Genomic DNA, 24,784 nt, shown 5'->3' on the forward strand with positions numbered 1-24,784 from the left:
ATTAATTTGCCCGTGAAATGAAAAAACTACCGTTTTTGCCCGGGTTAATCTTTTTAATGTCTTAATAAAAACCAAAGAGCTCCAATCCCCGTGCACATGGATAGCATCAAACCTTTGAGGTTTAAAAGCGAAGTGTACCAATGCGCGTATATAAAATGCAAATAAAGAAACTGCTTGAGGCTTTATTTTATGATAGGGCCATTTTTTTAATATCCGGATATCGCTATCAGATATCTTATCTCCTTCACTAAATAATAGTGTTACCGTATGTCCTTGTTTCTGCTGCAAGGCACTAAGTGTCCGTATATGATTTTCCATACCACCGCGCCCATGACTAATAAATGGGTAAATTCTAAGTATGCGTATTCCGCTCATATCAACTACAATGCATATTCAGCAACTCATTGCGGTAAATTTCAAACACCTTATTCCATTCGTATTTCTCTTTAACATCATTAAAAGCATTTTTAGCTATTACAGCACCCGAGGCATTGTTTTTAAGCCAACTAATTGCAGCTGATAATTCATTTACAGAAAAATCACTTAATACTAACCCATTATTCATGTCTTTAATTACACCCAAAATTGACCCAACATTAGTGGTAATAATCGGCATCTGTAAAGCCATCGCTTCAACAATTGTACGGGGCATACCCTCGCTTATGGAGTATTGTATATATATATCCGACGCAATGATCGTATCAATGAGATTTCTTTGATCTACCCAGTCAATAAGTGTAACGCTATCCTGTAGGCCGTTTGTTGCTATATATTCCATATAGCCTGGCTTTAGAAGTCCTCCGCCAATCAATGTTAAATGGAAATTAATATTGGCCTGGTGCAGATTGGTTATAAGCTGTAAATAATTTTTTTCTTTTACAAATCGCCCTACAGATGTAATTTTAACCATATTACCTATTTCAAAGTTCTCCTTTTTACGGGTAAATACAGACAAATTAACCCGGTTAGGAATTTCTACAATATTTTGGCTATAACCGGCCGTGTTTAACTTGGCTGTCATCAACCTATTTAAAGAGCGGATTTTGGCAGACCGCTTAAAGGTAAAATCTATTATTTTAGCCAGGGCCTTATTTTTCAACGAATCTTTTTTTAGAAATCGAAAATACTCTTCACCATGAATTTCAGTCATTAATGGTATTTTGAATATTTGGCTTGCTACAGCAGCGGCCACCCCTCCATGTATAGATGACTGAGCCAGCAAATGAGTTATCTTATATTTCTTTATAATAAACAGTAAATAAAAGCTCGAAAACACAAATATGGCGCTTCTGTTAATTATTTTTGGTATTAAGTGCAATGTAATATTACCCTCGGTACTTGTATTAAAACGATTATTTTTAGCTCTGGCAAATACATGATAATGCTCAAACCCAATGGCAAGCTCCACCCAATTTTTTTTTGTAAAATGGTGTTCGCTTACAGGCGGATATTTATTTGCACTTATATGTAAGAGTACTGCCATTAGTTGCCGAAAATTATATTAATATACATCTGTGCAACAACCTCTGTTGAATATCTTACAACACGGGTTAAATTTTCATCACTCAATTCTTTTTGCATTTGGTTGTTGCTGGCTAACGCCTTTAACTTATTTGCAAAATCATCTCTATCATTTTTATCAACCATAAATTGCAACTGTTTTTCGCCTAAAATATCACCTATGCCACCGGCATTTGTAGTTATAATAGGCAGGCCAACAGCCATAGCTTCGATAAGTACACGCGGAAAACCCTCTGTAAACGTTGGGTTGATAAAAATATCTGCAGTTTTGTAATATTCTTGTATAACATTATTGGGCATGCCCCCCATCACTTTTATTTTATCCTGTAGGCCAGCCTTGTTTACTATATCTTGCAACTCCTTTTTTTCACCACCGTCGCCTATTACTATGGCAATATAATTATCAAAAGAGCCTTTATAAAACTCTTGTAATATATAGGGCATGTAAAACAAACTTTTGCGTACCGACGAAAGGCGGTGAACAAATAATATGACTTTCTTGCTCTCCTCTATCCCCAGTTTTTGTTTAAGCGCCTTTTTGTTATCACTGCGGTTAAATCTTTTCAGGTCAATATCATTGTATAAAATAAGGATTTTAGATGCATTAACCCCGCATACATCGCTGTAGTATGCTTTCATGCTCTCGGGGCCGGTAACAAACCATGTTGTAAAGCGCTTTACCAGGTTAAACGGTAATGTGCTTTTTAGGTAGTTCATTATCTTTTTCCGGCCGAAGGGTAAGGAGTCATTAAACTCCTTTACAGTACCGCTATGCCAGTAGTAAACTTCTAAAGTACCGGTAATTGATACGGCAATGGCAGTTAAGGCCGCAAAAGATGATATGCGTATAAACACTTTAGAGAATCCTTTTTTAGCCAAACCATTAAGAATACTATACAGTTCTAATGGCCTGCTTATTTTGCCACTTTTCTTTTGTGCTATTACTTGAATATTAGGATGATTAATTTGCGGATCATCTTTACATTTTTCGATAACTAAAGCAATTTCAACCCCTGCATCAGCTATTTCATAGAGTAAATTAATTACATGAAAAAAATGTTCTTCGCTATTTTTAGCATACCGGTTAAGGATGTATATGAGCTTTTTTACAGGTTTAATAGAAAAATCTTGGTCCATTATAAGCTAATTTTCACTAACAGTTTAATTATTATTGCTACCTGTTTTTAGTTTATCTTTAATTATAGTAACCATTTTACGGGTAAAAACATCAGCCCCAATATTATTCAAATGTAATCGATTGGCAAATAGTTCGGGATGGTTGGCAAAAGTAGTATCTATAGAAAAATCATACAAAATGGATCCATATCTTTTTTGTACTTGTTTTTTAAAGTTGTTAACTATCTCCTGGTCGTTAGTTTTGTAAAATTTAGGCGGGATAACCACAACCACTTTAACACCTTTTTTTTGCGCAGTGTTCACAAAATCATAAAACGAATCATATATCAACTGATCTGGTTTGGTATTACCAAAGCCATAGTCACTAAACTCCATTTTTAACAGCCGGTCTTCGGGCTTTGCCAAAAGGGGTTCATATCCTTTTAGTTTCAGTATTTTTTCATCATCGCCACCGGGCGCATAGTTAGCTTGCAAAAGATAAAGAAGCTGAGAATTATATTTATAAACAGATGAAATTCGGGCTTTTAATACAGCTGATTTAAAATCATCGAGGCCATCAAGAATTTTGAAATTTTCTTTTGCAGCATTACTATAATAGGGCAATACCTGCGATATGAGAGCAGCCTGCTCAAACCCTTTTCCAATTAGCTCCTGGCTTCTGATGTCAATTACAATTAGCTTGGGGATATATCTTTTTAAAATAAAATGCAGTTGCACATCATGAAATATTGGGCACATGGCAGGTTCGGCCACGCTTCGTACCGGTAATTTGAGTGCTTGCGAAATTAAAGGTACATCATAATTATTGCGGCCTGTTGATGGGCCAAAAACAATTACATCCTCATTGGCTTTTGTAAATGCGATGTTGGAAGCTGTATATTTTCCGGCTTTCTGGGTTTTGGTTAAATGCGCAAATACTAAGCCTAATGCCCTATCGGTTATAAACAAAACCATCAGGAATATTGATCCTTTGATAAAAAAGGTTTTCAGATCTTTATTTATAGCCATCTTAAAACTGAAAATAGATAAACTGGCTGCCGTTAAATGCCCCCAACTCCAAAATAATTAATATCAAGGCCAGGTAATACGCCCATCTTACGCCCAAATATTTGCTTTTGGAAAAACTAAAGGCTCGAGGATAATATTCGTTTTTAATTTCTGCACAAAGCAAAATTGCTAATCCAAAAAACGAATAAATGAGCGATTGAATAGTGCCCAGAAATATTCCCCTTTTCCATATAAATATATTCCTGATTACACCCAATGCATCTGCAATAGAATTGGCTCTAAAAAAGATCCATGCAAAACTAACTATTGCAAAAATGCCAATGGTTTTTAACAGGTTTAACCAAATGCTACTGTAAACAGGTTTATCCCCACTTCTTTTATCGAGCATAGCATTAATCACCATAAACAGGCCATGCAAACCACCCCATATTACGTAAGTCCAGTTAGCGCCATGCCACAGGCCACTTATTAAAAATACAATTAGCAGGTTTAGTACCCAGCGGTAAAACATTACCCGGTTACCCCCCAACGGAATATAAACATAATCGCGAAACCAGGTAGATAAGGAAATATGCCACCGCGACCAAAAATCGCGTATGCTTGTTGCAAAATAAGGGCGGTTAAAGTTTTTCATTAATTTAAAACCCATTATTTCTGCCGCCCCTAAGGCCATATCAGAGTAACCCGAAAAGTCGCAATAGATCTGAAATGAAAACAACATGGTTGCCAGTATGTAGCTTAAGCTGTTAAACTCTTTAGACCCAACATGGTTATAAACTGTGTTTACATAGATGCTTAACCTATCGGCTATTACAGCCTTTTTAAACAAGCCCCACAACATCAGCTTTAACCCGTTGGATATATTGGCATAACTAAAAACCTTCTTCTCATAAAACTGATGCAAAATATTCTGCGGCCGTTCAATAGGCCCGGCCACCAGTTGCGGGTAAAACATCACATACAGGGCATAAATACCGAAATGCTTTTCGGCTTTTTGTTTACCACGGTACACCTCAATAGTATAACTCATAGCCTGAAATGTATGAAATGACAGCCCTATAGGTAAAAGGATTGATAAATAGGGTATTTTTGCCGGTAACCCAATATAACCAAGTAATACTGAAATATTATCAATGGCAAAGTTGTAATATTTAAAAACTGCCAAAACACCAATATTTGCTAACAAGCTTATTAGAAGGATGCCTTTGCGAAACCGGGGGGGGCTGCCTTGAATAGCAATGCCTGCAAAATAATCTACAACGATGGTAAATGCCAGTATAAATATATACATGGGCACAAAGGCCATGTAAAAGTAACAGCTGCTAATTAAGAGTAACAACCACCTGAAGCGATGGGGAAGCACATAATAAAGTGTTGTTACAACGATAAAAAAGATTAGAAACTGAAACGAATTGAACAGCATTTTAGGTGGTCGAAATATTATTTTTTCTCAAAAACTCCGATTACTGACTCTGTACTTAAACGCTTAGATAATAAGTACCGGCTCAAATTACCAACTACCGATGTTAAACTAAAGCGCTCGCCACCATACTTTATAGGCACAATGCTAACATTTAAGTTATGCTCACGGGCTTTATGGTTATAAAAACGAACAATTTGATCATAATTCATCATCCAGCGATGACGGTCCAGGCTATTTTCAACACCAAAATTATATTTACCACCTAAACTCCCTTTTACAGAAAATTTATAAACAGATTTCAGATCGTAACAATTAGGCAAATTAATAATCAGTACTTTATCAGCAAGTTTAACAATACCATCAAAAATTTGATAAGGGTCATCGGTATGTTCTAGAATATCAATAGCGGTAACGCAGTCAAATGTTCTATCTATTTTTAACTGATTGATATCTCCAACATAATTCACAATACCTTTATCATTCTGAAACAAGTCATTGCCATAATAATCAATATCATTGTTCAGGTGTGTTTTTAATACACAATCCCTGCAACCAATATCCAATACCGATTTTATATTTCTACCCTCGATAATTTTAGCTACTTCCGAAATTCTAAACATTGTTTAAATTTAATAACTATATTATAATAGATACTATTATGGCAATTGTATACCTGTAAATCCTGGCTTAAGAGAACTTTTTATTGTGTTAAACACTTTTGTGTGTACGTCTTGGCTTACACCATCCTGGAGTTTGGTTATATTAACATTTTTAAAAATAATTTGCTCACCATCTGTCGGTTCATAGTTCACTATTTTTATCGCATCGGTGTTATTATGCCAATTAGCATTTTCAACAATTACTTTCCCCTTAAGATTACTACCCTTTGACCCGAACTGTAAAGCCCATTTAGACCCATCATCATAATGATTGGTAATTTTTATATTACTTGCTTGCGCATCTGCGCCATTTAAGGGGCTTAAGTAAAATGATATACCGTATTGGTTATTTTTTGTAACAGCGTTTAAAATATTAATGTTATCTAAAATATCTTTGTTGCTATTGGGTTCCAGATCGAGCCCGCACATTGGTTGTGTGCCCGAAGTATTGGTAAGCACGGGTCCTAAAATTGTGACATTACGGGCGCTAATTACCGAAATTCCATTTCGTCTGTTATCATTACAGTTAACATAGCGTAAGTTTATATTCTCGCAAAATGCTTGTTTAGGAGTGGTACCTATGTACATGCCGTCTCCCCAGCACTGTTCTATCTTAGCCGAATATATATTGATATTACTGGCCCCCCGTATAGATATACCCATGCCCCACTCGCCGGTTTTAACTAAGTGGCTGTATTTATCTCCTTTAATTACCACATTGTATACCGATACGTTGGTAACATCATGTATCCGCAGCATTTCATAGTTTGGTTGCGCAGTTGGCACAAGATTAAGTACGCTGCCTTTTTTAAAATACACTTTCTGGCCGGTATGCAATGTTAATCCCTTATCATTTATTAGTATGGGGAAAGCCGGAAAAATAACATTATCGTACTTATTCAGAGCTTGCTGAATATTTACAGTATAATCAACCGAGCCGTTTTTTACATACCCGGCAGGCAAGCAATTTTCAATGCTGTAACCACTTTTTAAAATTTGCTGTGCTTCTGTTGCACTATCCGTTGCAGTGGCAAGTGATGTTGCTTTTGCGTTAACTTGTGAAGTACCTATTAATAACACGGTAAAAGCTATAAAGCTATATCTCAAAAATGTGTTTGCAATATTTGGCATAATGTTTAATTTAAATTGCTTTAACTAATCTACTTTTATCTACTATAGATTTATAAATTAAATGTGTAAAATTCATTAACTCCGAAAGAAGATATACCAGCAATATAGTATGTAATGATGTGTAGTTAAACACCTTACAAATACCAAACGATATTAATACAAAAGCTATATAAAAAAACATAGATATATTTAATTCTCTATTATTATAACTTCCTAAAAACCGCATTCTCTCCACTATAAACCGGCTATAAGGGTATACTAGCAAACTTAGTATGGCAATTTCGAGTGTGTAAAAATTATGTGTATATATTTTCATGTATATTAAGCCCACACTCAAAAAAACAGCTTGTAAACACGCACCAAGCAGAAAGATTTTTTTGCTAAACGATGTGTGATACTTCTCCATATTTTCACGATTTGCAAAGAACGCTTCAAATGATCTTCCCAGACTCAAAACAAAGCTTGTTATTTTTATAAAAAGTGTATATAATCCTAAAAGGTCGGCCGTTAGTATATTACTGAACAATACGATGATAATGTTATCTTTTACTCGTTTTATAACAGCATTTAAATAATATGATTTTAATTTATTGATCGAATAATAAGTGTGCTTAACCGGGCCTGCCACATATTTAAATGAAAAATTTACATTTTTAATAAAATCATTGGCATATAATATTAAACAAATAAGCTGTGCAAATGATGTTGCTAGTATCAAAGATGTGGTATCCTTTAAAATATGCATGTAATAAAAGGCGTACATCAATATAATTTTTATTGCTGCCTGGAGTAATAATTGAGTAAAGTATCTATATAGCCTATTGGTTGCCTGATAAACAATGTCATAATAATAAAAGCCAATTGTTGTTAAACCATTAAATACAATGATAGAAAAACTTAACCCGGAGAATGAGTGAAAAAGATATGCTATATATAGTATTAATATAAATGGGGCAGTTGCAACAATGTAAAAAGCCGATAAAATAAATTTATAATCCGAGTCGTCTTGATATTTGAAAATAGAATAATTAGGCGGTAAAATGGTATAAATAAGTGAGCACAAGCCGGTAATTGAATTAACAATGGTAAACTGCCCTAAAACACCAAGCCCCAGTTTGTGAACAATAATAAAAGTTGTAAAAAAATTAAGCAGGGCGCCTAAAGAGCTTAGAACGGTTATGCTACCTAATTTCTTTAACATAAGTTTCTTTTAAAAGCATGTAATATACCATGGTAGGTAACATTAATAAAAACCAAAACATGAAAACGTTTAGATTATTATGAGTAGTTGAGAAGAAAACATTACTTATTAATAACCCCGAAACCAGCTTTCTGTAATTGGGTGGAAGCTTTCTTAAAGTCAGAAACTGGGTTAATACCAAATAAACAAGAAACAAAAAAGCCGGTACTCCCAACTCATCCACAACCCTTAAAAAATCATTGTGCGTAACAATTTTATCTGTCGCAGCTAAAAACTCGGAATTCTTGCCCACATACTTAGAAAATTGAAATTGAAACTGGCCATACCCCACACCGTTAACCGGGTTTTTAGCAACCAAATTTTTTGATGCTTCTGTTATTTCTACGCGTACAAGTGCACTGGGGTCTTTATTAATTGCGGTAAACCTTTTAGAGCTAATGTATTCAGTTAAATTAATTACCCCAATAGCGCCAATAACAACAACTGCAATAATTGCAATATTAACCATCAGCTTCCTTTTGTTAGAGATGATGTAAATAACGGCAACTACTACCGAACTAATCATTACGATACGCGAACTAGTACAAAGAATGGCTGCGCTGATTACCAGTACTACTAACCGGCCATGTTTTTGATTTAAAAAAAATATGGCCACACTAAAGCCGAGCCCCAAAAAGTAACCTAAATAGTTAGTATTACTGGTTGTAAGCTCTATCCTGGTACCCTCAAATACAAAGGCAACAATAGTAAATGCAGATACTATAAATGTTAGGTTTTTAAGAAAAATCAATATTCTTTCTAGCCTGTCAAAGTCATTGATAGTTTTATACAGGTAAGCTATTACAAAAAATATGGTTATAAAATTTATAAGGCTTGATGAATAGAGCTCGCTATTAATCTTGTTTCCAAGAAAACTAAATAAAATAAAAAACAGAAATACAGCTAACGCTTTCCCAATTTTAGTTAAGTGGAAATCAAACCGGTAGTAAACCAGATAGCAAATAATAAGCCATGCCTCGATAAGCTGAAATGCTGTTCTGTATACCAGAAATGCAAAATTTGATGATAAGGTTATAAAGCCAATGAATAAAGCAATAACCCCGGCTATATCTTTATTTTTCCGGTATTCGAAAATAAAGAAATAGCCAAAAAGTATAATTGGTAATATCTGCTTAAATAATACTTCCATTATTATATACTTATTACCGGCACTGTATTAAGCTGCTATTGGTATTACCATTATTATCAAATCGTGTTTGCCATGCTGTTATACTACAGCCTGCCGTCTACCAGTGCTTTAGGCAATATGCTTTTCACATCATAAATTACACGATGAGGCTTGCAATATTTTTCAAGATCTATTTGCATAAACTCATCATGAGAAACTGCTAATATTACTACATCAAAATTATTTTGAGGATCAATTTTTTGGGATGCAGTTAATCCGTATTCATGCTTTACTTCTTCAGGATCGGCAAGTGGGTCATAAATACTCACATTAGTATTGTATGATTTTAATGTATTTATAATGTCCACAACCTTTGTATTCCTTACATCAGGGCAATTCTCTTTAAAGGTAACACCTAGTACCAACACATTAGCGTCTTTAACGGCAATGTTTTTAAGTATCATTAACTTTATAACCTCATGAGCCACATACTCACCAATGCCATCATTTAAGCGCCTGCCTGCAAGTATAATTTCGGGATGGTATCCAACCTCCTGTGCCTTTTGGGCCAGGTAGTAAGGATCAACACCTATACAATGACCGCCTACAAGGCCCGGTTTAAAATCAAGGAAATTCCATTTGGTATTGGCTGCTGCCAAAACTTCATCGGTAGCAATATCCAAACGGTTAAATATTTTAGCAAGCTCGTTTATAAATGCAATATTTATATCTCTCTGTGCATTTTCTATAACCTTTGCAGCTTCGGCTACTTTTATAGAGGCTGCCTTAAAAGTACCGGCTTCAATTATTGAACCATACAGGCCGTCTATTTTTTCTGCAATTTCGGGGGTTGATCCGGAAGTGATCTTTAATATCTTAGAAACCGTATGCTTTTTATCACCCGGGTTAATACGCTCGGGCGAGTACCCTAAAAAGAAACCCTCATTAAATTTTAAGCCCGATTCTTTTTCTAAAACTGGCGCACATTCATCTTCTGTTACGCCGGGATAAACGGTTGACTCATAAATAATAATATCACCCTGTTTAATAACCTTCCCTACCGTTGCGCTTGCTTTATATAGCGGTGTTAAATCGGGTCTGTTATTTTTGTCTATAGGTGTTGGTACTGTTACAATATATGTATTACACGTTTTTAAGGCTTCAATATCGCTGCTGCACAGCAAACCGATGTGGTTGATATCCTCTTTAATTAGTACTTTTTGCAAATCGTCTTCCGCAATTTCGCGTGTGCGGTCGTAATTGTTATTTAGTTCAGCTATTCTCGCTGCGTTAATATCAAAGCCTATTACTTTATATTTTTTCGCAAATTCAACAGCAAGTGGCAAACCTACATAGCCCAACCCTATAATCGCTATTTTAAAATCGGTAAAAGTAGTTGGTGCGTTATTATTATCGTTAACCATTTTATACAGTAGATTATTGTTTTTTTAGAAATTTAAAAAACCTGGCCATCCCTTTTTTATCCTTTTCTTCTTCAACACCATAACCGCCATAACCATATCCATAACCGTAACCACGTGCCTGTTCTTTACTGGCATCATTCATCACAATAGAGAGGTTATTGATTTTCTTATTGTCGTAAATATCTTTTACTATACTTAAATTTTCTTTAAAAGTATAGCCGTACCTAACCACGTAAATGCAGGTATCTATAAACTTTGATAGTGTAAAGGCATCGGCCACCTGCCCAATAGGTGAGGTATCTATAATTATATAATCAAACATATCACGCAGCGTGGCAATCATCTCTTCCAACCGTGCAGTTAATAGCAACTCTGCAGGGTTAGGAGGTATAGGCCCTGCCGGAATTATATAAAGCCCGGATAAAAGCTTTTCGGAAAAAATTATATCTTCTATTTTTATTTGCGGATCTACCAGGAAATTAGATATCCCCTTCCCTTGAGCTGCCAAACCCAGGTCTGCCAAAATCTTAGGCTTACGGATATCAAATTCAAGCAGTACCACTCTTTTACCTGTTAATACCAAACTCGAAGCCAGGTTAATACTAAAAAATGTTTTCCCTTCGCCACTGCGGCTAGATGTAACCATTATTACCTTGTTTTCTTTGCCCGGGTTTGTAAAATGTAAATTAGACCGAACAAGCCTAAACCGTTCTGCAATTGCAGACCTTGCGTTATGTGAGATAACCAGGGTTTCATTGACATCATTATGCGTAATTTCTCCTAAAATAGGAACGGCAATCACATTTGTAACATCATCAACAGATTGAATTTTTGTATTAAACTGTTCTCTTAAGGCAATACTGGCCACAGGGAAAGCCAAACCGGCAATAAATGCTATTAAATAGATGATTAACCGCTTGGGTTTTACAGGCGTTTTCTCGACGTAAGCCGGGTCAACAATCCTGAAACTCGATACTGCAGATGCCAGAGATATAGAAGCCTCTTCTCTTTTTTGCAACAAGTACCCATAAAGCGTTTCTTTAATAACCTGCTGGCGCTTAATATCCGTCAGCCCTCTTTCTAAGGTAGGTACTGTATTCATACGGGAATTAAATGACCCGATCTTCTTGTTCAGATCGCCACGGGTCATCACCAAACCTTGCTTAATATTTTTCAGGTTCTCCATAATATTAGTACGAAGTGTTTCTAACTGATTATCTAACCGGGAAATAAGCGGGCTGTTGTTCTGAACATTTAAAAGCAGGCGGGTACGCTCTGATTGTAAACCATTAAAACTTTCTATTAAACCTGTTAAAGTTTTATCTTCAATACCTAGTGTACTTGGTACAAGGCTAAACTTATTGTCTGGCTTCCTTAAATAACTTTCTATTGAACTAAGAATGTTTATTTGTATCTCAATGTCATTAGCTTTGTTCGTATAATCGCTGGATTGCTGTATGTAAACCCCTGCATTGGTAGGAATGTCTATAATATCATTCTTCTTTTTGTAGGTTTCAACATTCTTTTCTACACCTGTTAACTCCGCTAAGATGTAACTGAGGCGGTCGTCAATAAACTTAACCGTATTTTTAGCCAGTAAGTTTTTATCCTCAATGGCTTCCTGGTTATAATCTTCAACCAGTTTATTTAATATGTCTAATCCTTTTTGCGGTATGGCATCAATAAGGTTTAATGAAAGTACCGATGCGTCTTTATTTACAGGCTCTATTGCAATTATTCTATTATAATAAAAGCTTAAATCCCTTATATCATTAAACTTAATATTATAGGCTTTCCCAACCTGCAGCGCCGGCGTGGGCATTACAGTAAAAACAGCATAAGGCAATGCTATTTTTTGCCCAAAATTGTAGCGTACTGCTGCACCTTTTTCGTCTTTTAACTCAAATACCGATTTGTCAATAACCGTAAATGAAAGTATTTTGTTACTTGCCAGAGAATCAACACTTGTTAACAGAATGTGTAGAGGATTAATTTTACCGTATAGTTCTGTAGTTTTAATGGTACCAACCGAGTAAACAGAAGTTTGCATATTAAGGTCGCTTAAAACCCTTTGCATTAATCTTTTACTTTTTAAAACCTCCATCTCGTTATTGATACTTTCTGATGATTTGAAAATATCCATATCAATCACAGATGCCGAACTTCCTAAATTGCCACCCCCATTTTTATCATCTTTTATGAGTATTGATGCACTGATATTATACTCGGGTACAGCATACCGCAAATAAACAACGGCAGCAAACATGGTAATTACAACCGATAGAATGAACCACGGCCACGCACGTAGTATTTTTAAAACCAAATCTTTAAAAACGGCATTATTGGGTTGATCCAATGGCAAATTAATGTCCTTCATTTTATTTTAGAGTACTCTTGAAAGGATTACAGTTAAGATAGTAGCGGCGGCAATGATAAGTGAAATATTACGCGCATTAGTGGAAGCCTGAACTGCTCTTATGCCATCGGGCTCAACATATATCACATCATTTTGCTGCAGATAAAAATATGGTGAGTTTAAAATAGATTTGTTGTTTAAATTTAATCGTACCATTGTACGGCTATCACCGCTTTTTCTGATAAGAAGAACGTTTTCCCGTTTACCATACATAGTCATATCCCCGGCAAGCCCCAGCGCTTCTAAAATATTAACCTGATCATTCTGAAGGATGTATGTTGATGGCCTGTTAACCTCGCCAATAACAGTGATCCTAAAATTCACAAAGCTTATATTTACAATAGGGTTTTTAACATAACCCTTTATACTTTCTGTTAACTTATCTGCCGCAGCCTCTTTGCTAAGGCCAGATACCTGAATTTTACCAACAACCGGGAAATTAATAAATCCGGCTTTATCAACTTCGTAGCCCTGGTTTTGACTGGTAGCTGTAGTTAAATTCTTACTTAGATCTGCAGGGTTGGCAATGTTTGCAGCCCCATTATTGAAAAGTATATTCGACTCCGGGCTAAGCGTATTTACACTGATATTTAATATATCTCCAGATTGAATTTTGGTTTCAGATAAATTTAGTATTTTTTCCTTATAAGCCGCCGAGTCTGTTAGATCACTAAAATAAACAAGGTTTCTTTTAGTGCCACACGAAGTTAGAATAGAAACAAGGATAAAAGCTGTAATTATATATAAATATGACCTCATTAACTTTGGTTAAGTTTTTTCGATAAAGTATATGTGTAGTTAGGAAAAGGCAAATGTATCTTTTTGAGATTGAAATTACTTATTTACAGAAAAAAAACATCTTAAAAGTCAGTAATTTACTATCCTAAATACCAAACAGAGTAAAATTGTGTAACATTTATATTACCTGAATAAGCAATTATATAAACAATATAAAGTAAGCCAGTTTATATAATTGAAAAGTAGTTATATCCTTTATTTATATAACTTTTGTATTAACAGACTAATCTGTAAATCCTTATTATTCAACACCAGCTATTTCACAACCATAGATTTTAAACCCTATCAGAAATATTGTTCATTTATACAATTATCTAACCAGCACACCACAACCCCAAGTTGTGCAGACCTTCAATTTTCATTTTTCTCAAAAAAATATCTACAATAGCGTAATAGTATAATTTGTGTGTTTAAACCTGTTTATGCATCTTTTTTGAAGCTATTTCAGCTCTAAAAAATCAGAAAACCGAATATGTACGAAATAAATTTGACGTCAGTTTTCAAAAAATGGTACTTGCACAATTTGACTAAAATGAATGATACGTGAACAAAGTGGTTGAACCCTTTTCAATATGATCGCGTTACATTTACCTGAACACTAATGTAAACCTTAATAATACGAGAGAGATGAGAGTTAAACAGATTACAGACATGCCAGATGTAAACTATAACAGCGGCATACGTTCATTTCACTTGGTTGATAACTATCCAACCCAATTGAACAAAACAATTTCTAATAGTCTTTACATAGCCTATTCATCAAAAAGCCAGGAGTATCATCAAACGGCTCGCATACAAGTTACAGCAAACACATTGCTGACCATGCGGCTAAGTATTTTTAATACAACGCTAATGATGATGAAGAGGATGCTGATGCGAATATGGTTATTTACCAGAAACACCCTGTTTTTTGTATCGGCTGTATTGAGATTTATGTATCTGGCATTAGAGTTTGTAGTGCTTTTTATTAAATTCTTATTCACCCAAAAACACTGGAGTAATTAATGGATAAATTTTTACCTGAACCAATGCGGTATACTCTTTAACCATACCACATTACCTAACAAGCGCTGTGTTAATAACCTAACCTTCGTGGATACTAAAAGCGCTCTTTAATAATGAGCAAAAATGTTTCCATGACCAATACAATAGAAAATGAAAATAGTATTGCAACATGATCTCGAAAACCTAAAACAATGCCTGCTGGATACTGCCGGCATAACCTCGGTTACACCATCCATTTTTAGAGACCTTTCCTCACAGATCTACAAATCAACCAAAAAGCAAGTAAGCGATTCTACCTTAAAACGTATTTTCGGCTTTGCTGCCTACACCTTTCAACCCTCTTTGTATACATTAAATGTACTGGCAGAATTTTGTGATGTTGCTAGCTGGGCCGAGTTTTGTTCAAAAAACAAACAAAGCTCACCGGCAGCTATTAAATCTGCAGCAGCACCAACCGAAAGTGATATCCTTTACAAAGCCTCAGAGCTGTCTCAGCACACTTTACAGGCATTAAAAAACAAATCGGGCATACCATTCCCCCTAACCATACCGAGAGATTTCTTAGATGAGCACCTCGAAATTTTCTTACATACCGAATATCCGGTTACTATACTTACTGCCCCTGCGGGTTATGGCAAAACCATTGGCCTTTGCCACTGGGTAGAAGAACAGCTAAATTTTAACAGAAGAGAGAACAATGGCAATATTATACTTTTTTTGAGTGGCAAGGTTTTAAACCGTATTAGTAATCAGGACGACCTGCACCACTGGTTGCTTGCTTTACTGGGCATACCAATGGGCAATATTTTACTGGCCGATAACTTTCAGCTACAGATACAGCAACATAAGTTTCACCTCATTATTGACAGCTTTGACAGCACATCCTTTAACCAGGAGCAACTAGACACGCTATATAGCATGCTTACTGATGTAATTTCTATTTACCAGGGCAATCCCAATTTTAAGATCATATTAACCATGCGGTCGGCATCGTGGTTAAATTTTAAACGCGAATTACAACAGCAAAACAAATTCGACGACTGCTTTGTGGGTTTCATGAGCGACCACAATGAGGAGAGCAATGTAAGCTTGTTTACCGGCCACGAGATACAACTGATAAGCAGTAAAATAAAACCTGGCATTAAATTAATGCCGGCACTCGATTCTGAAATTGTATCTCTTTTTGGCTACCCGTTGTTTTTTCAATATTACTACCAAAAAAACCCAAAAAACTTTGCTTTAAATGAGCTCGACATATTTAGCACCTATGAGGTAATCTATAACTTCATACTTGATAAAATATACACCGGCCGCTTTTGTACCGAAAAGGTATTATTAATACACCTGCTTGTAGATAACGGTAAGTTTAAGAAAGGCAACTTTTGTGTAGAGAAACTTAAAGTATATGAGGACCTAAAGGCCTACAATGCCGCTTATCAGGACATGAGTAGCATTGGCATTATCCGCGAAGTAAACTTTAGCGACGAAAGCGGTTATACCGAGTGTATTGAGTTTGTACACGTACGGATTTTAACTTATTGCATAGCCGCCAAGCTGGTGTATGATAACAATGATGTATTTGATGAAAAACTAATCGACAAGATCAGTCTCTTATTTGATAGCACAGTAAGGCTGCGAATCTTAAAATGGTGCATTTTTATTGCCCTTAAAAACAAGCAATACAGCATTTTTGATGCACTGCCGCGTATAGAGCTGGTAGCATCAGAAAAAGCCCGGCTAATTAAATTTTTAAGCAAGGTTATAGAACAAGGCTTTTTTGGCACAGACAAAGACAGTGCAGCCGAAACACCGTTTGATATTACCCGGCCAGGCTTGTTCAATTACTTTTTAGGGATGGAATTTATATCGCCTGAATATAGCGATGCCCTGCAAAGCCTGCTAAAATTAAACCTGCAGGATAGCAGCAAAATATGGATCCATACCAGCATTGCTATAAACCATGTAATATCACTTAACAGCGAAGGATTGGAAGCCAGTATAGCCGCCTTAAAAATATTCCCGGCCGAAGCATTTTCAACATTCCATATTAACCCGCTCAATTGCCTCGAAACCATTTATTACTATTTAAAATATAACGTAGTTAAAAAAGAAGCTCTTACAGAAATTACACATTTTTGCTTTAACCCGCCTACCACCAAAAAACAGCTTAACCAGCTTGGCTCTAACTACGTGCTAAACCTTTTGGCCTTACATGTACTTTCTATTGCAGGTAATGCTAAGAAAAAGCTTCGGTTTACTCAGATATTGCACAATATTCACCACCAGAACGATCGTTTTGTGCCTGAATATCATTTTTTTCTACTCATTAGTAGGGCTCATGTTTATGTATACATGGAAAAATTTGACGAGGCCACCAGCATTTATGAATTACTGATGATGGACTACCGGGATGACGAAAGTAAATTTACGCCCTACATGCGTATCTCTCTCGAAAACCTGGCTGCACGCCTCATTAAACATATAGCCACCCCACAGCAAATTACCAACATGATAGAAAGAATGGCCAACACCATAGAAATAACTACTTACAAGCTATTCCAGGTTAATACGCTGGCTTATTATCTGGTGGCAGATAAAGCTAATAATGGCTCATCGGCCTACAAAACTTTGTACTTTAAGTTTATAAAAATTATGCGGTCAAACAGTTTTAATCCAAAAAGCTTTATACTTAAATACGATGAGCTAAACCCACAAGACAATTTAACCACAACCATACTTAGATAAACGCTTTAACCAGCAATAAAAGCGCTCCGTTAGAGGCTGTCTCATAAATTTGGGGACAGCCTCTTTTCTTTAATTTGTTCGGGCAGGTGGTAGAGAATCTTTTCGTATAACTTTTAAGCCGGCTCCAACTTTTGTAACAAAGTAACCAACAGTTCAATCTGTATGAGATTAGGCACAAGCCATCTTGTTACTTGTTTCTAACATTTGATTCTTGATTGTATTTTCATAACTTGTCACTACTCATACATTAAAACCGGTAATGAACAAACAGCAGATCCTAGATTATTTAAAAGAAAACGATATAAAGCATATTAAATTTGCCTTTGCAGATATTGACGGTATTCTGCGCGGTAAAGTGATCCATACGCAAAAATTTACCGACGGGCTGGAGCAGGGCTATGGTTTTTGTGATGTTGTTTTTGGCTGGGACAATACTGATAATTGCTATGATAATGTAACCGTTACCGGCTGGCACACGGGCTACCCTGATAAACAATGCCGGATAGACCTATCGACTTTCCGAACCATTCCGTGGCAAAATAATATTCCTTTTTTCCTGGGCGATTTTAGCGGCGAGGGTAACGAAACTATTCCTTGTCCGCGTACCCTATTAAAAACCATAGCCAAACAATGTGAAGATATGGGCTACCACCCCGAGTTTGCGCAGGAATTTGAGTGGTTTAATTTTAAAGAAACGCCACAGTCGCTCAATCAAAAATCATTCAGCAACCTCGAGCCGCTTACGCCGGGCATGTTTGGCTATTCGATATTGCGCCCGTCGCAGCAAAGCGATTTCTATTTTGACCTGGTTAACCTGCTCGAGCAATTTGGCATCCCGATAGAAGGCCTGCACACCGAAACCGGTCCGGGCGTGTACGAAGCCGCCATTATACACGACCATGTTTTGGCAGCAGCAGATAAAGCTGCCCTGTTTAAAAATGCCGTAAAAGAAATTGCAGCAAAACATGGCATTACAGCCACTTTTATGGCCAAGTGGAACGAAGCCCTGCCGGGCTGTAGCGGCCACGTACACCAAAGCCTGTGGGATAAAGACAATATAACCAACCTGTTTTATCAAGAAGGCGCGGAACATAAAATGAGCGACCTGATGAAACATTACCTGGCCGGCCAGTTGTATTGCCTGCCGCATATTGTACCCATGTATGCCCCTACCATTAACAGCTACAAGCGTTTGGTTGAAGGTGCCTGGGCTCCTACCACCATTACCTGGGGTATAGATAACCGCACTACAGCTTTCCGGGTATTAAATTCATCGCCTGCCTATACACGGCTGGAAACCCGCATACCGGGGTCTGACACAAACCCTTACCTGGCCCTGGCAGCTGCACTGGCATCGGGTTTGTATGGCATTAAGCATAAATTACCGCTTACCATACCGCCGGTAGTTGGCAATGGCTATGCCGATAAAGGCAATGGCAGCATTGCAGGCAATTTATATGAGGCTGCCACAACAATGGCATCCTCTAGTGTTGCAAAAGAATTATTTGGTGATACCTTTACAGAACATTTTAGCCGTACCCGTTTATGGGAGTGGCGCCAGTTTGCTAAACAGGTAACAGACTGGGAATTAAAAAGATATTTTGAGATTATTTAACCCGCCGCGGTTAAACACCAATTATGGAATACGAATTAAGTACGCTGATCATCAGGAAAGCATGGGAAGGCTATGATGGGTCGAGAACGATACGCAGCATTGAGGATATTAGCGCAAATGTATCAACCAATAAGGTTTTTCGCATTACGTTTGAGGATGACGATATTATAATAGCCAAGCTGTCCAGCTTTGGCAAATACGATTATTTTAAAGAAGACCACCGCATTATACAAAGCCTGTCTAACAATCTGCTTTACCCTTATGAGAATTTTTTAGCCCGGTCTTTACTTAAAAACAACCGGGTTTATATATACCGTTACCGGCATGGCAAAACAGATGCCTGGGTAGTTTTTTACAACCCCACCCGCATTATGGAGCGCATGCCCCGCCGGCTGGACGAAAGCCATATCCGCAAGCTGGCACAGCAGGCAGCCAAGTTTCACAAGGCTTGCGCTCGGGCCAGTAAGATTCTGCCAAAATCGTCCAAAACCATGCGCAAGGATATTAACTCGCTGATGGAGCAGGTGCAAAAAGATGAAGCCAGCTTTGGTACCCGTACGCAGGTAGACCAGCTAAAATACCATTGCGACCTGTACCTGAAAGGCCGCGCCAAATACGCCGCCAATACCTTCGAAACCATCCCGGTATTTATAGACTGGAATATTGGCAATTTTTCGGTTACCAATAAGCAGGAGTTTTACTCGCGCTGGGATTATGATTGGTTTAGGATGAGTAACCGCGTGATGGATTTTTACTTCTTTAGCCGGGTGGTATCAGACGTAGGCGATCGTACCGTTTTTAGCTATTATATTACCACACTAATGGAAGACCGATTTATTTTGTTTTTGCAGGAGTACCACAAACTAAACCCGCTAACAGCAAATGAGATTGGCTTTATGAAAGAAGCCTACCGCTTTTTTATTCTCAATTATGTAATTAAAGATGGCAAGCACTTTTTTCATGAGCAATATGCCGAAAAATTACAGCAGGAAGCCTATGATATTTACCTGCCATCTGTAGAGCGCGACTTTGACGCCAAGGTAATTATGGAAGCTTTAAAGATAAAATACTAACAAACTTATTTGCAGACCCCTACCCCTGATAAAAATGATCCAGACAGAAGATTTCAAAAGCATTATAGACCAATATAAGGTAATATTTTTTGATGCCTTCGGTGTTATCAAAAATTACAAGGGTATGGTGCCGGGTATGGACGAAACCTTTGCGTACCTGCGGGCCACCGGGAAAGAATACTACATTGTTACCAATGATGCATCCCGCAGCCCCAAGCAGCTGGCTGCATCATTTAACAAGCTTGGGCTGGATATTACCCCCGATAGGATCATTTCGTCGGGCATGCTGGCTAAAGAATACCTGGACCTAAAAGTTAATGAGGGCATAGTGGCTTACCTGGGCACAGCAAACTCGGCACATTATATTGATTACTCGGGCCTGCATACCCTGCCCGTGAGCGCCATAGACGAAAGTAACATTGACCAGGTAAACGCGCTGGTATTTTTGGATGATGAGGGTTTCGACTGGTTTCGCGACCTTAACAAAACCGTTAATATTTTACGCCGCCGAAACATCCCCACCATTGTAGCCAATACCGACTATGCCTACCCACTAAACACGCAGGATGTAGCCATTGCCATTGGCGGCATAGCCAGCATGATCCACCAGATTGTGGGTAAACGTTTTATTAACTTCGGCAAGCCGGATTCGCTGATGTTTACCTTTGCTTACGACCAGGTGCGTAAAACCAACCCATCTATAGGTAAAAAAGACATCCTGATGATTGGCGACACCCTGCAAACCGACATTTTGGGCGGCAACAAGTTTGGGCTGGATACCATGCTGGTTTTCACTGGTAATACACTACCCACCGATGCAGAGACACGCATTACCTCATCGGGTATTGTGCCTACTTATATTTGTGAGAAAGCGGTGATTGGGTAGAGAAAAGCAATCACGACGATAGCATATCAGTATTAATTAAAGAGCGGTGGCCTGTCAGAAAAGCGCATGTACCCCTAATCACCCGAAGAGCCTATTTGTTATATTTGCTACTATATCAACCAGTAGTATCATGCCTGCGCAAAATACCTCCGAGCTGAACCGAAGAAAATTCATCAGCATAGCAGCTGTTGGATCGACAGCAATATTATCATCGCCATTCATCAGTTCTGCCTCAAATTTCCTGCAGCCGGCAAAACCTGTTACCGTTGGCCAGATTATGGATTTGTTTATCAGTGAAGTCCCCGGCGCACCATTCGAAGGTACCGTAGACACTCTGAAAACAGGTAGTCGGGATACGGTAGTTACCGGCTTAGTCACCACCATGTTTGCCACTATTGATGTAATCAGAAAATCGATAGCACTAGGAGCAAACTTCATTATCGCCCACGAACCTACCTTTTACAACCACCGCGATGAGACCAAATGGCTGGAAAACGACGATGTTTATCACTACAAAGCCGACCTGCTAAAACAGCATAACATTGCTGTTTGGCGCAACCACGATTACGTGCACAGCCTTAAGGTTGACGAAGTGCGCAAAGCACTGGCAGACCAACTCGATTGGCAGCAGTTTGGAGATACTGCCCAGGATGTATACAACCTAGCTACTCCCCTTACATTAAAAGCGCTTATTGCACATGTAAAAGCGAAGTTAAACACACCACAGGTGCGTTATATTGGCAATCTGGATCAGCCTTGCAAAAAGATACTGCTCTTCCCCGGTGCCGCTGGTGGTACCAACCAAATCACGGCAATTATTAAAAACCAACCCGACGTAATGATGTGCGGCGAGATTTCTGAATGGGAAACCGCCGAATATGTACGTGATGCACGTGCCAAAGGCAAACAACTTTCGTTGATAATAATGGGCCACATTGCCAGTGAAGAACCCGGTTCTGAATTTATAGTTAAATGGCTTAAAGGTAAATTTCCGGCTGTAAAATCCACGCATATACCATCTGGCAATTCCTTATCATTTTTATAAAATCAGTGCGTAATTAAGCTTTGTTAATACTTCAAATCTTACTTAAATAAGTAATTGATTCATATACGCTGAAAAGCCACCTTTGATTTAGTTAAATACCACTACCTAGCTTAAAGTGCAATGATTAGCCCGGTTATTTAGCCACTAAGTCAAAAAAAGGTTTATGAGATATGCACTGCTGATAATTAACCATGTTTCGCCCCTGCAAACCAAAAGATTAATTGAAAGATTAAACAATGACTATTTCGATTTTTACATCCAGCTTGATAAAAAAACAGACCTTAAAAGTTACGCTATACTAAAGGATATCCGTAATGTTATTTTTATCGGGAAGAGGATTACAGTAACACCAGGTGGCTATAGTGCATTAAAAGCTAACCTGGCAGGCCTAAGCCAAATTATTGAATCGGAGATCAGGTACCACTCCATCAGCCTTATTAGCGGTAGCGATTACCCCACCAAGCGCGCTGATGAGATATGCGACTTTTTAAATATCTATAAAGGTAAACAGCTAATTGCCTACGACGAGAGCTGGAGCCAAAATATCCCCGAAAAAATTAGCAAATACTACCTTACAGACTACCACTTTACCGGCAAACAATTTGCCGAACGCTTATTAAATAAAATTTCGGGTAAGCCAGAGATACCCAAGATGCTTAAGTTTATTGGCAAATCTGCTTATTGGACCATTACCCCTAATTGTGCAACTTATGTGCTGGCCTATATTGACAGACTTGAGCTTGACAGCTTTTTGAAATTTACCAATGGCAGTGACGAATTTGTATTTCAGTCCATCATTATGAACTCGCCTTACCACGAGGAAGTGGTAAACAGCAACTACAGATATACAGAACCGGCTTCTGACAGCATCACATCTAAAACGCTCACCGTTAAGGATTTCAACAAAATTATTTTTTCTGACAGTATTTTTGCCGGCAAGTTTGACATTACTGTAGATTATGAAATTTTGGATATGATTGATAAAGCCAACCAAATTAAAATTTTGTACCGGAGCCAAAAGTAGCAACTGCTAATGCTTACTTTTCATTAGTTTTATGTTAACTCAATATAAATAATACCGGCATAACAGGGTGTATATAATGACATAGCAGTGTATACTTTGTTAATCATACACATTTACTAATTACACTTAAAAAAGCAACTGTGCCACAATTGCTATAAAAAAGTTTTGTTACTTATTTAAGTAATACGCAAATACTGTTTAATTAGTCATATTTGTAATCTAATGATTAAATTACCTCGCCAAAAGAATCTTTAATTTAACTCTTACAGTTTAACAGAGTGTAAATAAAGCTGTACTTTACCTGAGTATTTTTTGGCAGGCACCATATCACAATTTTAAGTTTAACACAAGCAAATGAAGGAAATCGGATTAATAGAGGATGATAATATTTTGAGAAATGCTTACACCAAGTATTTTAGGATTACTCAAACGTTTAAAGTCGTATTTTCTGTTCCTGATGTTGCCGACGCCTTAAGCCTGAATACCGTGCAGCCAGACATTATTTTACTGGATGTTAATCTGCGTTCTGGGTCGGGCATTGATGGGATTCAGGTATTAGCCGCCCAGTTCCCTACCAGCAAAATCGTGATACTATCCAGCATGGAGAATGCCAAATTAACCCGCCTTGCTATGGAAAATGGCGCTACGGGCTACCTGCTAAAATCGAGCAGCCTGGCCTATATTACAGAATCGTTACTTAAGCTGGACGAAGGCGGTATTCCATTCTCACCTGCAACTATTAGCCATGTGATACATAATAATGCCACAGCAGATAACCGGTCGGAAATAACCGAACTAACCAAAAGAGAAGTAGAACTTGTTAAGTTACTAAGCGAGGGGGTTGCCAACAAAATTGCTGCAGACAGGCTTAACGTTACCTACTTTACTATAAACCAGCACCTTAAAAATATTTATAAAAAACTAGAAATCAATTCAAAATCTGAACTGATTGCCTGGTATCTGAATAAATAAGCAAACTACTTGTTTATTTTTTAACGCTTGTGCTGGCTTTGTAAAGTAATTTGTAGCCTGCATCATCATCTGTTTGGTCGCGGCCTGTTTTAACATTTAACTTTAACGGTTTTTGTGCCAACTGATCTTTAGTCAGCTTAAACTTCAGGTTTAGGGTATCGTTCATACCTTCTTGCATAAAGCTCCATTTTGCCTGTATGGTATCGCCTTTAATTGTGCCGGCAAGCACACCTTTGCGGCTATCCTTTTGGTAGGGCATCCAGGTCATTTGTCCGCTTACCACGTCTCCTTTTATCACCAGCTCAATACTGGTACTATCCTGGTTGGTTTTACCTTCGGTACGCAAAAAGCATAATGAACTTACGGTTGGTGTATGATTAGTTTGGGCAGTTGTAGCGGCCTTAGCCAAGGTATCGCCGGCAATTACGGTATCTGTTTTGGCTTGCTTAACGGTATTGGATGAGCAGGAAACAATACCCAGTGCGGCAACGCAGCATAAAATAATTAGTTTCATATTCTGTATGACAGTTATA

21 protein-coding genes are annotated in these 24,784 nt (G+C 37.5%); 8 read left to right on the forward strand and 13 right to left on the reverse strand.

Annotation, left to right across the window (positions count from 1 at the left end):
* The 12 genes from RG47T_RS26465 to RG47T_RS19065 all read right to left on the reverse strand — a co-directional run.
* A partial coding sequence (locus RG47T_RS26465; protein WP_216351076.1) for a glycosyltransferase family 4 protein occupies positions 1 to 375 on the reverse strand: 375 nt, incomplete at its 3' end.
* 1 nt (position 376) lies between these two features.
* On the reverse strand, positions 377 to 1,483 hold the full coding sequence (locus RG47T_RS19015) for a glycosyltransferase family 4 protein (protein ID WP_074491036.1): 1,107 nt from the start codon (positions 1,481 to 1,483) through the stop codon (positions 377 to 379).
* Positions 1,483 to 2,658, reverse strand: a complete 1,176-nt coding sequence (locus RG47T_RS19020) for a glycosyltransferase family 4 protein (RefSeq protein WP_074491037.1) — start codon at positions 2,656 to 2,658, stop codon at positions 1,483 to 1,485. Before RG47T_RS19020 ends, RG47T_RS19015 begins: the two co-directional genes overlap by 1 nt.
* A gap of 24 nt (positions 2,659 to 2,682) precedes the next feature.
* Positions 2,683 to 3,666 carry a hypothetical protein gene (locus tag RG47T_RS19025; protein WP_074491038.1) on the reverse strand — a complete coding sequence of 328 codons (984 nt, stop codon included), beginning with the start codon at positions 3,664 to 3,666 and terminating at the stop codon, positions 2,683 to 2,685.
* Between the two features lies 1 nt (position 3,667).
* Positions 3,668 to 4,957 (reverse strand): MBOAT family O-acyltransferase, encoded by a 1,290-nt coding sequence (locus RG47T_RS19030; protein ID WP_245770859.1) that lies wholly within the window; start codon positions 4,955 to 4,957, stop codon positions 3,668 to 3,670.
* 149 nt (positions 4,958 to 5,106) lie between these two features.
* Positions 5,107 to 5,709, reverse strand: a complete 603-nt coding sequence (locus RG47T_RS19035; RefSeq protein ID WP_074491040.1) for a methionine biosynthesis protein MetW — start codon at positions 5,707 to 5,709, stop codon at positions 5,107 to 5,109.
* 36 nt (positions 5,710 to 5,745) lie between these two features.
* Positions 5,746 to 6,879, reverse strand: a complete 1,134-nt coding sequence (locus tag RG47T_RS19040; protein WP_074491041.1) for a right-handed parallel beta-helix repeat-containing protein — start codon at positions 6,877 to 6,879, stop codon at positions 5,746 to 5,748.
* 10 nt (positions 6,880 to 6,889) lie between these two features.
* Positions 6,890 to 8,080 carry a hypothetical protein gene (locus tag RG47T_RS19045; RefSeq protein WP_074491042.1) on the reverse strand — a complete coding sequence of 397 codons (1,191 nt, stop codon included), beginning with the start codon at positions 8,078 to 8,080 and terminating at the stop codon, positions 6,890 to 6,892.
* Entirely contained in the window at positions 8,061 to 9,269 is a 1,209-nt protein-coding gene (locus RG47T_RS19050) for an O-antigen ligase family protein (protein WP_074491043.1), read from the reverse strand. The genes RG47T_RS19045 and RG47T_RS19050 overlap by 20 nt, the downstream gene beginning before the upstream one ends.
* A gap of 83 nt (positions 9,270 to 9,352) precedes the next feature.
* On the reverse strand, positions 9,353 to 10,672 hold the full coding sequence (locus tag RG47T_RS19055; protein ID WP_074491044.1) for a nucleotide sugar dehydrogenase: 1,320 nt from the start codon (positions 10,670 to 10,672) through the stop codon (positions 9,353 to 9,355).
* A 13-nt stretch (positions 10,673 to 10,685) separates the two neighbouring features.
* Complete coding sequence (locus RG47T_RS19060; RefSeq protein ID WP_074491045.1) at positions 10,686 to 13,049, reverse strand: GumC family protein; 2,364 nt, start codon at positions 13,047 to 13,049, stop codon at positions 10,686 to 10,688.
* 6 nt (positions 13,050 to 13,055) lie between these two features.
* Positions 13,056 to 13,847 (reverse strand): polysaccharide biosynthesis/export family protein, encoded by a 792-nt coding sequence (locus RG47T_RS19065; RefSeq protein ID WP_074491046.1) that lies wholly within the window; start codon positions 13,845 to 13,847, stop codon positions 13,056 to 13,058.
* Positions 13,848 to 14,513: 666 nt separating this feature from the next.
* On the opposite strand from RG47T_RS19065, the gene RG47T_RS19070 reads away from it, so the two are divergent.
* The 8 genes from RG47T_RS19070 to RG47T_RS19105 all read left to right on the forward strand — a co-directional run bounded on the left by RG47T_RS19070 (position 14,514) and on the right by RG47T_RS19105 (position 24,251).
* The gene (locus RG47T_RS19070) at positions 14,514 to 14,891 is read left to right on the forward strand and encodes a hypothetical protein (RefSeq protein ID WP_139235736.1); all 378 of its coding nucleotides are present in this window, start codon (positions 14,514 to 14,516) and stop codon (positions 14,889 to 14,891) included.
* A 150-nt stretch (positions 14,892 to 15,041) separates the two neighbouring features.
* Positions 15,042 to 17,636, forward strand: a complete 2,595-nt coding sequence (locus tag RG47T_RS19075; RefSeq protein ID WP_074491048.1) for a hypothetical protein — start codon at positions 15,042 to 15,044, stop codon at positions 17,634 to 17,636.
* A gap of 259 nt (positions 17,637 to 17,895) precedes the next feature.
* Positions 17,896 to 19,251, forward strand: a complete 1,356-nt coding sequence (locus tag RG47T_RS19080) for a glutamine synthetase family protein (protein ID WP_074491049.1) — start codon at positions 17,896 to 17,898, stop codon at positions 19,249 to 19,251.
* A gap of 23 nt (positions 19,252 to 19,274) precedes the next feature.
* Positions 19,275 to 20,324, forward strand: coding sequence for a hypothetical protein (locus RG47T_RS19085; RefSeq protein WP_074491050.1), 1,050 nt, complete (start codon positions 19,275 to 19,277; stop codon positions 20,322 to 20,324).
* A gap of 34 nt (positions 20,325 to 20,358) precedes the next feature.
* Positions 20,359 to 21,210, forward strand: coding sequence for a TIGR01459 family HAD-type hydrolase (locus RG47T_RS19090; protein WP_216351077.1), 852 nt, complete (start codon positions 20,359 to 20,361; stop codon positions 21,208 to 21,210).
* A 130-nt stretch (positions 21,211 to 21,340) separates the two neighbouring features.
* Positions 21,341 to 22,255 (forward strand): Nif3-like dinuclear metal center hexameric protein, encoded by a 915-nt coding sequence (locus RG47T_RS19095; RefSeq protein ID WP_074491051.1) that lies wholly within the window; start codon positions 21,341 to 21,343, stop codon positions 22,253 to 22,255.
* A 163-nt stretch (positions 22,256 to 22,418) separates the two neighbouring features.
* Complete coding sequence (locus RG47T_RS19100) at positions 22,419 to 23,279, forward strand: beta-1,6-N-acetylglucosaminyltransferase (protein WP_074491052.1); 861 nt, start codon at positions 22,419 to 22,421, stop codon at positions 23,277 to 23,279.
* Between the two features lie 354 nt (positions 23,280 to 23,633).
* Positions 23,634 to 24,251 carry a response regulator gene (locus RG47T_RS19105; protein WP_074491053.1) on the forward strand — a complete coding sequence of 206 codons (618 nt, stop codon included), beginning with the start codon at positions 23,634 to 23,636 and terminating at the stop codon, positions 24,249 to 24,251.
* Between the two features lie 13 nt (positions 24,252 to 24,264).
* Here RG47T_RS19105 and RG47T_RS19110 read toward each other — a convergent pair whose 3' ends face one another.
* Positions 24,265 to 24,765, reverse strand: a complete 501-nt coding sequence (locus RG47T_RS19110) for a hypothetical protein (protein WP_074491054.1) — start codon at positions 24,763 to 24,765, stop codon at positions 24,265 to 24,267.
* Between the last annotated feature and the right edge of the window lie 19 nt (positions 24,766 to 24,784).

It is taken from the genome of Mucilaginibacter polytrichastri (assembly GCF_001911425.1).
GTDB classification, from domain to species: Bacteria; Bacteroidota; Bacteroidia; order Sphingobacteriales; family Sphingobacteriaceae; genus Mucilaginibacter; species Mucilaginibacter polytrichastri.

Excerpts from the sequence above, each read along its gene's own strand:
- RG47T_RS19015 (WP_074491036.1), bottom strand. The coding sequence starts at position 1,483 with ATGGCAGTACTCTTACATATAAGTGCAAATAAATATCCGCCTGTAAGC.
- RG47T_RS19020 (WP_074491037.1), bottom strand. The coding sequence starts at position 2,658 with ATGGACCAAGATTTTTCTATTAAACCTGTAAAAAAGCTCATATACATC.
- RG47T_RS19025 (WP_074491038.1), bottom strand. The coding sequence starts at position 3,666 with ATGGCTATAAATAAAGATCTGAAAACCTTTTTTATCAAAGGATCAATA.
- RG47T_RS19030 (WP_245770859.1), bottom strand. The coding sequence starts at position 4,957 with ATGTATATATTTATACTGGCATTTACCATCGTTGTAGATTATTTTGCA.
- RG47T_RS19035 (WP_074491040.1), bottom strand. The coding sequence starts at position 5,709 with ATGTTTAGAATTTCGGAAGTAGCTAAAATTATCGAGGGTAGAAATATA.
- RG47T_RS19040 (WP_074491041.1), bottom strand. The coding sequence starts at position 6,879 with ATGCCAAATATTGCAAACACATTTTTGAGATATAGCTTTATAGCTTTT.
- RG47T_RS19045 (WP_074491042.1), bottom strand. The coding sequence starts at position 8,080 with ATGTTAAAGAAATTAGGTAGCATAACCGTTCTAAGCTCTTTAGGCGCC.
- RG47T_RS19050 (WP_074491043.1), bottom strand. The coding sequence starts at position 9,269 with ATGGAAGTATTATTTAAGCAGATATTACCAATTATACTTTTTGGCTAT.
- RG47T_RS19055 (WP_074491044.1), bottom strand. The coding sequence starts at position 10,672 with ATGGTTAACGATAATAATAACGCACCAACTACTTTTACCGATTTTAAA.
- RG47T_RS19060 (WP_074491045.1), bottom strand. The coding sequence starts at position 13,049 with ATGAAGGACATTAATTTGCCATTGGATCAACCCAATAATGCCGTTTTT.
- RG47T_RS19065 (WP_074491046.1), bottom strand. The coding sequence starts at position 13,847 with ATGAGGTCATATTTATATATAATTACAGCTTTTATCCTTGTTTCTATT.
- RG47T_RS19070 (WP_139235736.1), top strand. The coding sequence starts at position 14,514 with ATGAGAGTTAAACAGATTACAGACATGCCAGATGTAAACTATAACAGC.
- RG47T_RS19075 (WP_074491048.1), top strand. The coding sequence starts at position 15,042 with ATGAAAATAGTATTGCAACATGATCTCGAAAACCTAAAACAATGCCTG.
- RG47T_RS19080 (WP_074491049.1), top strand. The coding sequence starts at position 17,896 with ATGAACAAACAGCAGATCCTAGATTATTTAAAAGAAAACGATATAAAG.
- RG47T_RS19085 (WP_074491050.1), top strand. The coding sequence starts at position 19,275 with ATGGAATACGAATTAAGTACGCTGATCATCAGGAAAGCATGGGAAGGC.
- RG47T_RS19090 (WP_216351077.1), top strand. The coding sequence starts at position 20,359 with ATGATCCAGACAGAAGATTTCAAAAGCATTATAGACCAATATAAGGTA.
- RG47T_RS19095 (WP_074491051.1), top strand. The coding sequence starts at position 21,341 with ATGCCTGCGCAAAATACCTCCGAGCTGAACCGAAGAAAATTCATCAGC.
- RG47T_RS19100 (WP_074491052.1), top strand. The coding sequence starts at position 22,419 with ATGAGATATGCACTGCTGATAATTAACCATGTTTCGCCCCTGCAAACC.
- RG47T_RS19105 (WP_074491053.1), top strand. The coding sequence starts at position 23,634 with ATGAAGGAAATCGGATTAATAGAGGATGATAATATTTTGAGAAATGCT.
- RG47T_RS19110 (WP_074491054.1), bottom strand. The coding sequence starts at position 24,765 with ATGAAACTAATTATTTTATGCTGCGTTGCCGCACTGGGTATTGTTTCC.